The 12,131-nt window shown below is 67.4% G+C and carries 15 protein-coding genes; 8 read left to right on the forward strand and 7 right to left on the reverse strand.

The annotated features are described in order from the left end of the window. Nucleotides 1-5: 5 nt before the first annotated feature. Genes ygiD through SLQ33_RS28940 form a run of 3 tightly spaced genes read right to left on the reverse strand, consistent with a single transcriptional unit; the run spans nt 6 to nt 2,754 of the window. Nucleotides 6-779, reverse strand: a complete 774-nt coding sequence (gene ygiD, locus SLQ33_RS28930; protein WP_319457533.1) for a 4,5-DOPA dioxygenase extradiol — start codon at nt 777-779, stop codon at nt 6-8. 14 nt (nt 780-793) lie between these two features. Beyond that, nucleotides 794-1,777: an aldo/keto reductase gene (locus SLQ33_RS28935; RefSeq protein WP_319457360.1), complete on the reverse strand. Its 984-nt coding sequence runs from the start codon at nt 1,775-1,777 to the stop codon at nt 794-796. Continuing rightward, nucleotides 1,777-2,754 carry an aldo/keto reductase gene (locus tag SLQ33_RS28940; RefSeq protein ID WP_319457534.1) on the reverse strand — a complete coding sequence of 326 codons (978 nt, stop codon included), beginning with the start codon at nt 2,752-2,754 and terminating at the stop codon, nt 1,777-1,779. The genes SLQ33_RS28935 and SLQ33_RS28940 overlap by 1 nt, the downstream gene beginning before the upstream one ends. 162 nt (nt 2,755-2,916) lie before the next feature. On the opposite strand from SLQ33_RS28940, the gene SLQ33_RS28945 reads away from it, so the two are divergent. Genes SLQ33_RS28945 through SLQ33_RS28955 form a run of 3 tightly spaced genes read left to right on the forward strand, consistent with a single transcriptional unit; the run spans nt 2,917 to nt 5,206 of the window. Then, nucleotides 2,917-3,921, forward strand: coding sequence for an alpha/beta hydrolase (locus SLQ33_RS28945; RefSeq protein WP_319457361.1), 1,005 nt, complete (start codon nt 2,917-2,919; stop codon nt 3,919-3,921). After that, on the forward strand, nt 3,918-4,355 hold the full coding sequence (locus SLQ33_RS28950; RefSeq protein ID WP_319457362.1) for a nuclear transport factor 2 family protein: 438 nt from the start codon (nt 3,918-3,920) through the stop codon (nt 4,353-4,355). The genes SLQ33_RS28945 and SLQ33_RS28950 overlap by 4 nt, the downstream gene beginning before the upstream one ends. Next, nucleotides 4,352-5,206 carry an SDR family oxidoreductase gene (locus tag SLQ33_RS28955; RefSeq protein WP_319457363.1) on the forward strand — a complete coding sequence of 285 codons (855 nt, stop codon included), beginning with the start codon at nt 4,352-4,354 and terminating at the stop codon, nt 5,204-5,206. The genes SLQ33_RS28950 and SLQ33_RS28955 overlap by 4 nt, the downstream gene beginning before the upstream one ends. Here SLQ33_RS28955 and SLQ33_RS28960 read toward each other — a convergent pair. Beyond that, entirely contained in the window at nt 5,203-5,892 is a 690-nt protein-coding gene (locus tag SLQ33_RS28960; RefSeq protein WP_319457364.1) for a TetR/AcrR family transcriptional regulator, read from the reverse strand. The two genes, SLQ33_RS28955 and SLQ33_RS28960, sit on opposite strands and share 4 nt — an antisense overlap. Nucleotides 5,893-6,009: 117 nt before the next feature. On the opposite strand from SLQ33_RS28960, the gene SLQ33_RS28965 reads away from it, so the two are divergent. The 5 genes from SLQ33_RS28965 to SLQ33_RS28985 all read left to right on the forward strand — a co-directional run bounded on the left by SLQ33_RS28965 (nt 6,010) and on the right by SLQ33_RS28985 (nt 9,398). Continuing rightward, nucleotides 6,010-6,765 (forward strand): carboxymuconolactone decarboxylase family protein, encoded by a 756-nt coding sequence (locus tag SLQ33_RS28965; protein ID WP_413467732.1) that lies wholly within the window; start codon nt 6,010-6,012, stop codon nt 6,763-6,765. Further along, nucleotides 6,762-7,595, forward strand: a complete 834-nt coding sequence (locus SLQ33_RS28970; RefSeq protein ID WP_319457366.1) for a mycofactocin-coupled SDR family oxidoreductase — start codon at nt 6,762-6,764, stop codon at nt 7,593-7,595. Before SLQ33_RS28965 ends, SLQ33_RS28970 begins: the two co-directional genes overlap by 4 nt. After that, the gene (locus tag SLQ33_RS28975) at nt 7,592-8,395 is read left to right on the forward strand and encodes an SDR family oxidoreductase (RefSeq protein ID WP_319457367.1); all 804 of its coding nucleotides are present in this window, start codon (nt 7,592-7,594) and stop codon (nt 8,393-8,395) included. Before SLQ33_RS28970 ends, SLQ33_RS28975 begins: the two co-directional genes overlap by 4 nt. Nucleotides 8,396-8,465: 70 nt before the next feature. Continuing rightward, entirely contained in the window at nt 8,466-8,897 is a 432-nt protein-coding gene (locus SLQ33_RS28980) for a DUF1622 domain-containing protein (protein ID WP_319457368.1), read from the forward strand. A gap of 63 nt (nt 8,898-8,960) precedes the next feature. Beyond that, complete coding sequence (locus SLQ33_RS28985; RefSeq protein WP_319457369.1) at nt 8,961-9,398, forward strand: hypothetical protein; 438 nt, start codon at nt 8,961-8,963, stop codon at nt 9,396-9,398. Nucleotides 9,399-9,413: 15 nt separating this feature from the next. Here SLQ33_RS28985 and SLQ33_RS28990 read toward each other — a convergent pair whose 3' ends face one another. The 3 genes from SLQ33_RS28990 to SLQ33_RS29000 form a co-directional block, all read right to left on the reverse strand. Further along, a complete protein-coding gene (locus SLQ33_RS28990) occupies nt 9,414-10,409 on the reverse strand; it encodes a hypothetical protein (protein WP_319457370.1) in 996 nt (331 codons plus the stop codon). 78 nt (nt 10,410-10,487) lie between these two features. Then, nucleotides 10,488-10,904, reverse strand: a complete 417-nt coding sequence (locus SLQ33_RS28995; RefSeq protein ID WP_319457371.1) for a Zn-ribbon domain-containing OB-fold protein — start codon at nt 10,902-10,904, stop codon at nt 10,488-10,490. 6 nt (nt 10,905-10,910) lie between these two features. Next, nucleotides 10,911-12,131, reverse strand: coding sequence for a thiolase family protein (locus tag SLQ33_RS29000; protein ID WP_319457372.1), 1,221 nt, complete (start codon nt 12,129-12,131; stop codon nt 10,911-10,913).

Raw genomic sequence — 12,131 nt, forward strand, 5'->3', positions numbered from 1 at the left:
TCGCGTCATTGAGATCCGATGACGTAGGACGTCATGGACAGCGAACCGTAAGCGCATCCCTCGACCAGCACGCCGACGTCGGCGACATCCTGCGCACCGGCGAGGCCCGCGAAGTAGAGCATCGGGATGAAGTGGTCCGGGGTGGGCACCGCCGCGTGGTAGTCGCGGTGGTCGAGGAGCTTCAAGACGTCGGCGGGGGCGGCGCGAAGCTGTGCGTTGGCCTGTTCGTCGAACCGCATGGCCCAGTCGAAGCCGCTGTCCGCGAAGGACGGGTTCATGCCGCCCAGGTTGTGAACGATGTTGCCGCTGCCCACGATCAAGACGCCACGATCGCGCAAGGCGGCCAGCCGCGCGCCCAGTGCCACGTGATAGTCGAGTGGCTCGTTGGCGTTGATCGAGAGTTGCACGACGGGAATCGACGCATCGGGGAAGGCGTGTCGCAGCACCGACCAGGTGCCGTGATCGATGCCCCAGCTGTCGACGTCGGCGCCGACCCAGGTGGGCTCGACGACGTCGGCGATCTCCTCGGCGAGCTCGGGCAGGCCCGGCGCCGGGTACTGCACGTCGAACAACTCCGAAGGAAATCCGTAGAAGTCGTGGATGGTGCGGGGGCGGGCCATCGCCGTCACGGCGGTCGCGTTGGTGTACCAGTGCGCACTGATCACCAGAATGGCGCGCGGCCGCGGAACGGACTGACCGAAGGCGCGCCAGCTCGACGTGTACCGGTTGAGCTCAAGGGCATTCATCGGGCTGCCATGTCCGATGAATGCCGCAGGCATCGTCTTGACTCCACTCACCTCCAGTATCGTGCCCCGACCGCAGGGCCGATGTGATCGAGTTCGGCGAGGTCCGCTTCCCCGAGCGTGACGTCGGCAGCACCTGCGTTGTCCGCCAGATACTTCGGAGTCTTGGTTCCGGGGATCGGCACGACGTAGGGCCCCTGCGCGACGAGCCACGCGAGCGCCACCTGGGCCGGCGTCGCACCGATGCGCTCACCGACTTGCCTGACCCGCTCGACGATTTCGAGGTTGGCGCGCAACGCCTCCTGCTCGAAGCGCGGCAACCCGCGGCGGAAGTCCTGCTCCGGCAAGTCGTCGACCGACGTGAACCGGCCCGTCAGGAAGCCCCGGCCCAGCGGCGAATACGGCAGCAGCGCGATGCCCTGCGCCGTGCAGTACGGCAGCACCTCGGCCATCACGTCGCGCGTCCACAGCGAGAACTCGGACTGCACCGACGCCACGGGATGAACCGCCTGGGCCGCCTTGATCTGCTCGACGGTCACCTCCGACAAACCGAGGCGCAGGGCCTTGCCCGCCTGCACCGCTTCCGCAAGTGCACCCCAGGTTTCCTCAAGGGGGACAGCGGGATCCACGCGGTGCAGTTGGTAGAGGTCGACGTGATCGGTGCCGAGTCTGCGCAGGCTCTCGTCGATCGCGGCGCGGACGTGCTCGGGTCGGCCGTCGGGTGCGATGGCCGGCGAGCCACCGGGGCCACCATGTTGGTCGGTGACGGTCAGGCCCACCTTGGTGGCGAGCACCGCCCGCTCGCGGTAACCGCCCGCGAGTGCTCGCCCGACGACCTCCTCGTTGGTGAATGGCCCGTAGACGTCTGCCGTGTCAAGCAGCGTCATGCCGTCGTCGATCGCCGCGTGCACCACCGCGATCGACGTGGCGTCGTCGCGGGTCCCGCCGATGTCGTAGCCGTGGGTCATGCCCATGCAGCCCAGCCCGATGACGCCGACCTGCGGGCCAGCCTCGCCCAGTGTCGTGGTCCTCATCAGCGGCCAATCATCTGCATCTGCGCGGCGTTGTGGTGATCGCCGACGGCGGGCGTGGTGTCGTCCAGCTTGGCAAGCTGTTCGGCGGTCAAGGTCACTGCGTCGGCGGCGACGTTCTCCTCCAGCCGCGAAACCCGTTTGGTCCCCGGGATCGGGGCGATGTCATCACCCTTGGACAGCAGCCACGCCAGCGCAACCTGCGCCGGGGTGGCGCCCACTTCGGCGGCCACCGCGACGACCTCGTCCGCAGCGGCGAGGTTCCGCTCGAAGTTCTCCCCGGTGAACCATGGGTTGTCCTTGCGCGCGTCGGAGTCGGCGAACCCATCGGTGGAGCGGATGGTGCCGGTGAGGAAGCCACGGCCCAGCGGCGAGTACGGAACGAATCCGATGCCGAGCTCGCGCAGCAGGGGCAGCGTCTGCGCCTCGGGGTCGCGGGTCCACAGCGAGTACTCCGACTGCAGCGCGGTGATCGGATGCACGGCGTTCGCGCGGCGAATCGTGCCGACTCCGGCCTCGGACAGCCCGATGTGGCGGATCTTGCCTTCGGCCACCAACTCGGCCAGTGCGCCGACGGTGTCCTCGATCGGCGTGTTCGGGTCCACGCGGTGCTGGTAGTAGAGGTCGATGTGGTCGGTGTCGAGCCGCTTCAGAGATCCCTCCACCGCGGTGCGAACGTTGGCCGGGCTGCTGTCGAGGTTCCATGGGCCGCCGCCGGCGTGCGAGACCAAGCCGAACTTGGTGGCCAGCACGACCTCGTCGCGGCGACCCTTGATGGCGCGTCCCACGAGTTCCTCATTGATGAATGGGCCGTAGATCTCGGCGGTGTCGATCAACGTGACACCCAAGTCGAGGGCCCGGTGGATGGTCCGGATCGACTCGGCGTCGTCGCTACCGGCTCCGGTGTAGACGGCCGACATGCCCATCGCGCCCAGCCCGATGCGCGCGACCTTCAGGTCCCTCAGCGTGGCGTTCTTCATTGCGGTCACTCCCAACCTCGGTCGACGTTCTCGACGTCGACCGTAAGCCTGGTCGGCTGTGGTCAGGGAGGGCCTATCAGTACCTCACACGACGGGAATAAAGTCGATGAACTGAATAGTAAGGCCATTGACTTAGCCCGCGCAGCGTGGTGTCATCGACGGGTGGAGGCGCCCACGGACCCCGATGCGCCGGTGACGGCGTCGCCGGCGTCCGTCAAAGTCGATGTGAGCGAAGCCCTTCCCATCACCGGGACTCATCACGTCGCCGCGTGGGTCTTCTCGCCGCCGCCCACCGATCGCCCCGTGCCGCTGCTGTTCTGCCTACCCGGCGGCAGCTACACCAAGGCGTACTGGCACCTCGAAGTCCCAGGACACCCGGGCTACAGCTTCGCCGAACACCTGGCCGCGCAGGGGATGCTGGTCATCGCCGTCGACCACATCGGCGTTGGCGAGAGTTCCCGTCACCCACGTGCGATCGAACTGATGCCCGACGTCGTCGCGGCCGCCAACGCCGCCGCATTCGATGCGCTGGCCGACCGTGCTCGCCACGGCACGCTGCTGCCCAACCTGGGCCCACTCGACATCGGAACGACCGTTGGCGTCGGACACTCGATGGGCGCCATGCTCGCGATCTTCCAACAGTCGCTGCACGGCAGCTTCGACGCGATCGCCTCGCTGGGATTCGGCACGGCGGGCCCCATCGTCACGTTCGGCACAGAGGGCGGCGTCGGCGCACCGAACCTGGAGTCCATCCTGGCGTCGGCCAGCGCCGGCCTGCTCGACGAGCCGTTCATGGCCGACCGCACCATGCCCGCGATGCGCGAGCACTTCTACTGGGACGACGTGCCGCCCGAGGTCATCGCCGCCGACGACGAAACCAACGCGCACCTGCCCGGCGTCACCGGCCCGCTGTCCATCGTCCCGTACATCGCCACCGACCATGCGGGACGCGTGCGGTGCCCGGTTTTCATCGGATTCGGAGAACGGGACTCGACACCCAACCACCGCGACGAGATGCGCGCCTATTACTCGTCGAAGGACGTCACGATGTACGTACTCGAACGATCCGCGCACTGCCACAACACCGCGGGCACCAGGCAGCTGCTGTGGGACCGGCTCGCCGGATGGGTGCGATCCCTTCCACACCCACCCGGGTCCGCCTCGTGACCGACGACGTGCAGGCCATCAAGAACCTGGTGTACTCCTACGCGGAGTTCCTCGACCTCGGGGACTTCGACTCGCTGGCAGCGCTTTTCGCCGACGCCGTGGTGACCATGGCCGGTTCCGACCACGAGTTCCGCGGCGCCGACGCCGTTCGGTCGCTGATCGAGCAGACGGTGCAGCTCTACGACGGGATTCCGCGCACCAAGCATGTGGTGACCAACCTGATCGTCGAGCTCGACGCCACCGGGGCCACCGCGGTGGCCCGTTCGTACTACACCGCCCTGCAGGGCCACCCCGACCTGCCGTTGCAGCCCATCCTCGCCGGCCGCTGGCACGATCGCCTCGAAAAGGTCGACGGCGGATGGCGTTTCACCGAGCGGCTGATCCACAACGACCTCGTCGGCGACATCAGCGTCCACCTCAAGGGCGCGGGGTGACGTCGGTCGGGATCGTCACCGGCGCGGCACGCGGCATGGGCGCCGCCTGTGCCGCACGGCTCGCGGAGACCGTCGACACGCTGGTGCTCGTCGATCGCGACGAGGCGTCGCTGGCCGCGGCGGTCGGCACGTTGGCTGGGCGCACCGCCACCGACGTCGTTCCGTTCGTGCTCGACGTCACCGACTCGGCAGGCCTGCAACGCCTTGTCGGGCACGTCGACGGGCTGGGCTCGCTTCGCGCCGTGGCGCACGCCGCAGGAGTCTCGCCGACGATGGCCGACTGGCGCCAGGTGCTCGACGTCGACCTCGTCGGCACCGCCCGGCTCGTCGAGGCGCTGATTCCGGTGACGTCGGCCGGCTCTGCCATCGTGTGCTTCGCCTCCATTGCCCCACTGCTGCTGCCCGTCGACGTCACCGCCGATGCGGACGCCGAACTCGACGAACCGCTGCGTCCGGCCTTCGCCGACCGGTTGAGGGACGCGCTCGGTCCGACATTGACCGATTCCGGCGTCGCCTACCTGTGGGCCAAGCGCGGCGTCCAACGTCTTGTGCAGCGCGAAGCGGTTCGGTTCGGTCGACGTGGGGCCCGAATCTGCTGCGTGTCACCGGGAATCATCGATACCCCGATGGGCAGGCAAGAAGCCGCCGCCCGGCCGACGAACGACTTCCTGGTAAGTCAGACGCCACTGGGCCGAGAAGGTAGACCCGACGAGCTCGCGGCCGTCGTGGCGTTCCTGCTCTCCGATGCGGCCAGCTTCGTCAACGGTGTCGACGTCCCGGTCGACGGCGGGGTCGTCGCGGCGCTCCGGACGGCCCCCGTCGCGATCCCCGGCGCCGACTCGGCCGGCTAGGGCAGTGCGCGCAACGCGGGCGGGTCAGCGGAGTGCTCCTTCAACGCCGCCATCGTCTCCGCCGACGGTGCGGCCGCAAGGAACGCGACGACTCCGTCGAGCAGGTGGCTGACGTGTTCGGCATACGACAGGGTCAGCGAACCGGATACCAGTTCGTGGTGGCGGTCGGCGCAGGCGTGCACGCACATCAACGAGGCGTAGTGGATGCGCAAGTTGCGAAGCCGTTGCGGCACTTGGTCGATGAGGTCGCCCACCCGCTGCACGTAGGCCTGATGGGACTGGACGTGGCTCGGCGGCAGTGTCGCCAGCGGATGTTCGGGCCCACGGTGGTGCAGGACCTGTTCGAGGAACGGCAGGTAGTAGCAGTCCTCGTCCTCGGCCAGTTCCATGAGCGGCAGCTGGTGTGCCTCAACGACGCTGCGCAGGTCGTCGACGCGCATCCGGGCTTCAAGCAGGGTGCGGCGGCGGGTCAGGTGCTCGAGCCGACTCGCCAGGATGGCTTGGAGCAGAGCCTCTTTGGAGCCGAAGTGATACTGCACAGCGGACTTGTTCCCCATGCCGGCCGCCGTACCGATCTGCCGCAACGGCACGCCGTCCACACCGTGGGTGGCGAACAGGCGCTCCGCAGTGAGGATCAGTTGTTGCTTGGCCGACGGGCCAAGGGCCGCGCTCGAGGTCGAGGGCACCCGATCAGCCAATCACCCTGGACTAACTAAGTCAACGGCCTTAGAGTTCGAGCGTTCGCATTAGAGACGGGGTATCGAGACGTGGATGATCGAGCAGTACGCGCCTATCGCGAGGTGATGGTGGCCGACCCACCCGTCGCGACGTCGCCGCTGGCCGCGGCAACCGAGGAGTTCGTCTTCGGAACGGTCTGGGCGAGAACGGGTTTGAGTCGTCGGGATCGCCGGTTCGTGACGCTCGCGTGCGTGTGCGCCGCCGATGCAGCCACGTCCATCGACGAACACGTCTACGCCGCACTGGCCAGCGGTGACATCAGCCTCGAGGAGCTGCTCGAATTCGTACTGCACTTCGCGGTCTACTGCGGCTGGCCCAAGGGTTCTGCGGCCGAGATGTCCATCCGCATACAAGCGGCGCGCTTGGCGGCGGAGCGTGGCGAGGAACTCGTCTACCCGGAGCTTCCGTCGGAAGCGCTTGGTCCGGCCGACCACGACGAACGACTGCGCAATGGAGAACGCTGCTTCGTCGAGATCAACAAGGTGCCCGCACCGGCGCCCGACTCGCCCTACTTTCACGCGGGCATCCTGGCGTTCGTCTTCGGCCATGTGTGGCAGCGCCCCAAGCTGGGCAGGCGCGAACGGCGGCTGATCACCGTCGCCTGCGTCGGGGTGTCGGATGCGCTCTACCCCATCCACTCGCACGTCGGATCCGCACTGGCCTCCGGCGATCTCACGCCCGCGGAGATGAACGAGGTCATTCTCCAATTCTCGGCCTACAGCGGCTTTCCCAAGGCTCACGTGCTGCAGGAGGCTGCGACCGAGGCGTGGGCCCGCATCTGCACCGAACAACCGAACCGATTGACGGAGGAGCGACTGTGACCACGGAACTCGAAGGGCGCGTTGCGTTCATCACCGGCGCCGCCCGCGGTCAGGGCCGCGCGCACGCCGTCCGGCTTGCCCGCGACGGCGTGGACGTCATCGGCGTCGACATCTGCGCGGACATCCCGACGATGGGCTACCCCAATGGAACCGAAGCCGAACTCGAGGAGACCGCCCGGCTCGTCGAGAAGGAGGGGCGCCGGATGCTCGCGCGCAAGGCGGACGTCCGGGACTACGACGGACTTCGCGCGGCCTTTCAGGACGGCCACGACGAGTTCGGCAGGCTCGACATCATCATCGCCAACGCCGGAATCGTGCGGCTGGGACCGGAATCCGACGACTTCCTGGCCGAGTGGAACGACGTCATCGACACGAACCTCACCGGCGTCTATCACACGGTGCGCGCAGCTCTGCCCGCGATGCGCGACGCGGGCCGCGGCGGCTCAATCGTCATCACCAGCTCCACGGCGGGGCTCAAGGGCACACCCTCGCTGAACGCGGCGGGCAACGCCTATGCCGCGGCGAAACGCGGCCTCGTCGCGCTCATGCAGAACCTCGCGACCTTCCTTGCCCCAGAATGGATCCGAGTGAACACCATTCACCCGACCGGGGTGGCCAGCGGCATGACGCAGAACGACGCGATGGCGGCCTTGATGGAGCAGGCGGCCGCCGGCGGCCAGAACGCGATCGCGGGCATGCAGAACGCCCTGCCCCTGCCGATCCTCCAACCCGAGGACATCGCCAACGCGGTCGCCTTCCTCGTCTCCGACCAGGCCAAGTTCATCACCGGCATCCAGTGGCCGCTCGACGCGGGCTTCACCGTGCGATGACGTCACTAACGAACGCCGTCGCCATCGTCACGGGCGGCGCCAGCGGCATCGGGCGCGCCACCGCGCAGTCGCTGGCCCGGCGCGGCGCGAGCGTCGTGATCGCCGACGTCGACGTCGACGGAGCCCGCACCGCGGCCGACGAGATCCACACGGCGGGAGGACGATCCGCCGCGGTCAGCTGCGACGTCACCGTCGACTCGACGTTCGACGAGCTGCGTGACTTCGCCATCGAGCGCTTCGGCCAGGTGGACGTCGTGATGAACAACGTCGGGGTGCTCACCAGCGGACGGCCCGACCATCTGCCCGTCCGCGAGTGGCAACGGATCATCGACACCAACCTGATGTCGGTCGTGCGGAGCAACGCGGCGTTCCTGCCGCTACTCATCGCGCAAGGCCACGGACACGTCGTCAACACCGCGTCGTTCGCCGGGCTGTTCACCTACTCCTACGACCGACTGCCCTACGCGGCGACGAAGGCCGCGATCGTGCAGCTCTCGGAGGGGCTGCGGCTCTACCTGCAGCCCCAGGGCATCGGGGTGACGGTGCTGTGCCCGGGCCCAGTGCTGACGAACATCATGGCGACCATGCCACCGACGTTCGGCCCCGAGGTCGCCACCCGCCCGCCCGGCGCTCAGTTCGGGTTGCTGACCCCGGACGTCGTGGGCGAGCAGGTGGCCGAGGCGATTCTGGCCGACACGTTCATGCTGTACACCGACCCGAAGGTGCGCGACGTCCTGGTCGAACGCGCATCGGACTGGAATGCGTTCATCGCCAAACAGATCGCCGCGCTGACGTCGTAGCGTCGGCGAAAACCGATGCGAACACCCCGTATCGCAACGACGGCCGCCCGACCGAGGAAGAATCCCGAGCATGCATTTGGAGACCTTCTTCGAGCGGGCGACCCAGGCGTTCGAAGTGCTTGGCGTGTCGGCGATGGTGGTCGGCTCGCTGTTTGCCTTCCTGCTGGCGTGCGTGACGTGGAAGCGGTCTGGTGACGGGTCCAAGGCCTTCAAGACCCTGCGCGATTCGCTGGGCGGCGCGATTCTGCTCGGGCTCGAATTGTTGGTGGCGGCCGACATCGTCAAAACGGTCACGTCGACGCCGTCGCTGACCGACGCCGCCATCCTCGGCCTTATCGTGCTCATCCGAACCGTGCTATCCATATCCATCGAGATCGAAGTCGACGGCGTCGCACCTTGGCGAAGGGCGTTGACGACGGGGCCGGGGGTGTTGGCCAGGACAACACGGGAATCATTGGGACAGACAGCAAACGCCGTCGACACGCCATCGAAGCAGAGCTAGCGGGGTGCGGGGCGGGTTGATATTGAATGTTTCACGCGCGCGCCAGTGTGGTACCCGGCCCTCATGGCTATGAACATCGATCCCGTGAAGCGAATCTTCCTAGCTGGTGCGGCCGCGACCGCCCTCGCCTTGACCCCGCTCGGCGTTCCGGCGGCGCTTGCCGACCCGCCGGCGCCGTGCGTGGAGGTCGAGAACTGCGCGTGGGCTGGGCCTGACGGGGCGGAAGCGACCGTGCCAGGTGCGGGTGCGGTGGCTGGCCCGGAAGGGGCCGGAGCCACCGTGCCAGGTGCAGGCGTGATTGCCGGGCCCGACGGTGCCGCAGCCAACGTTCCTGGCGCAGGCGCGATAGCGGGTCCGGATGGTGCTGGGGCCACCGTCCCCGGTGCGGGCGCGACCGCTGGGCCCGACGGTGCCCAGGCCAACGTGCCAGGAGCCAGCGCTGACGTGGGACCTGGTCATGCGCAGTTCTGCGTGCCCAACTTCTGCCTGGGCGGCGGCTAAACAGCGGCGGCTAAATCAGTCGCGCGGTGTCGCGCGTGACTTGATGACCTCCATCGTCGACCAACTCTTCGCCGGCTTCGGTCCGCCCTCCTCGGCCATGATCCCGTGGACCCAGGCGATGCCGAGCGAGATGCCGGCCGCCGCCGCGTTGTGGGTGGCCTCGAAGTTGAAGGTGCGGCCGCCGAAGGACAGGCTCGCGCGATGGGGTTGACTCACGTCGCCCTTGGTCTCCCACATCACCTTGGAGTCCACGCCGTCGTTGGTCCCGATGATCGGGGGCTCACCCTGGCGGTGGAAGGTCGCCGTCGCGTAGTTGCCCGGCCCCAGCATCGCGTTGCCGGTCTCCCAGGTCCCGTCCTCCAGAATTGATCCCCACACGAACCAATAGTGTTCGAGCTCAGCGATCTTCGAGTTGTGCGCACTGTGGCCGGGCAGGCAGTACATCCGGTCGAGTCCGCCGTAACCGCCGGTGATGGCCGACCCCTCGATGCTGCCCGCCACCGTGCATCCCGAACTCGTGTAGCCCACGTCGTCGGGTAATCCCGGAACGTAGATGGCCGTCACGTTCATCGGCAGCGGGGTCAGCACCACGTCGATGCACCCGTCGTCTTCCTTCCAGACGTACTCGTTCGGGCCGAGCGAGATCCGCATGCGGTGTCGCGCACGCATTTCCGCGTGCGCTGGGTAGACGATCTGCTTTCCCTCCCGCTCGAACCACATGATCAGTCCCCAGTACAAGTCGTGCTCGCCAGGGAACCGCACGTTCCGCGGATGGGTCCAGAGGTCCGTCGAGCACTCGTGGAGGTTGAAGTCGAACGCGGCGCTCGCCGACAACTCGCGGATCAGCTCGTAGCGCTTCCCGTCCTCGGTGTCGACCATCGCCCACAGGAACAGGGCGTCGTTGTAGACGCCGGGGAACTGCCTGTCCGCCGTGGAGTGGTCCTGGACGGACGCGTCCGCCAACGACACGTAGGGGACGATGCTGACCTTGGATGCGTCAAGCCCTGACATGCCGAGAACGCTACTGTAAACCCCATAGTATGGGGTTTGGAATCGACGAATCGATGCGTAGGCGGACGCGCCGTTGAGTCAGCCCTTGGCGGGCTCGTAGCGCAGCATGGTGACGTCGTGCTCGGGATAGTCGAAGAAGACCGGCGCCACGCGCATCCCGATCACCAACTCGGCCGGATCCACGTTCACCAGTTCGGTGGAGAACCTTGGGCCTTCGTCCCATTCGACGATCGCCGGCAGTTGCGGCACGGCATCGACGAAGTGCGGACCGACGGGCCGGCGCGCCACCGTGAACGAGTACAGCGTGCCCAGCCCCGAGATCTCACGCCATTCCAAGTCGTTCGCGAGCGTGCGCGGTGCGCGCACCCGCGGATAGAACACCCACGCGTCGGTCGACGGCGAGTACTGGATGACGACACGGTGCTGGGCCAGCGCATCCCAGAACGGCGCGGTGGTGGGCGTCTTCACCGGCATGGGTCGTTCGAAGGTCGTCATGTCCGATCAATCTCCCTCGAGGATGAGCGTCGTCTGCTCGGAAAGGATTCCGCCGTTGCCGGATACGAACGCGCGGTTGCAGTCAGGGACCTGCGCCTCGCCGGCGCGGCCCATGAGCTGCCTGGTGGCGTCGCACACGTGGTGCATGCCGCCAGCGAGCCCCGCCTGACCGAATCCGAGCTGACCGCCCGCGGTGTTGAGCGGGAAGTCGCCGCGGAAGGTGAGGTCGTGGTCGGCCACGAACGCCATGCCCTTGCCCTTCTCGCAGAACCCGGCGTCCTCGAGGCTCAGCAGGACGGTGATGGTGTAGCAGTCGTAGATCGACACCATGTCCATGTCGGAGCGAACAAGACTCGTCATGCCGAACGCGGTGTCCGCGGCCTTGATGATCGGTGTCTGTAGCAGGTCCTGGGCGTAGGTGGGGGTCTTGAACGGCACGTGCTCACCGAAGCCCTTGATCCACACCGGGCGGTTGCGGGCCCGCTTGGCGACGTCGGCGTTGGCCACGACGACGGCGGCCCCACCGACGCAGGGCATGACGATCTCCAGCATGTGCAAGGGGTCTGCGATCACGGGGCTGGCCAACACGTCCTCGACGGTCAGCGGCTTGTCCTTCCAGATCGCGCCTTCGGTGTGGTTGGCATTGACCCGCTGATCGACGACGATCTTGGCCATCGCCCGTTCGTCGTAGCCGTAGATCGCTCCGTAGCGCTGGGCCACTTGCCCGTACGGGCCGTTCTGTCCGAGGTTGCCGTATGGGATCTCGAATTCCGCTTGCGGCGAGCCGTATTGGTTGCTCGACGAGCCGAAGAACACCGCATCGATCAACGGCTTGGGCTTCTTCTCCGACATCGGCGTGAGGTAGCGGGCGGGGATCGTGCACAACACCACGTCGCACAGGCCGAGCTCGACGGCCGCGGCCGCGCGCCACACCATGCCGACGGCGCTGGCGCCACCGAGGTCGAGGACCTCGGCGAAATTGGCGTCCACACCGAGGTATTCGGCCACCGTGGACGGCACGAAGATCTCCGACTCGCCCAGATGCGTGGTGACGATGCCGTTCACCGACTCGGCGGGCACTCCGGCATCGTCCAGCGCGGCGGCGGACAGTTCGGCCCACTGCTCGAGCGTGAACGGCGCGGGTGTCGCCTTGTTCATCCGCTCCGGCGGCAACTCGACATACCCGACGATCGCCGCTTCACCACGTAATCCTCTACTGCCACCCAT

Origin of the sequence: Mycobacterium sp. RTGN6 (genome assembly GCF_033804605.1) — a bacterium.
In the GTDB taxonomy this organism is placed as follows: Bacteria; Actinomycetota; Actinomycetes; order Mycobacteriales; family Mycobacteriaceae; genus Mycobacterium.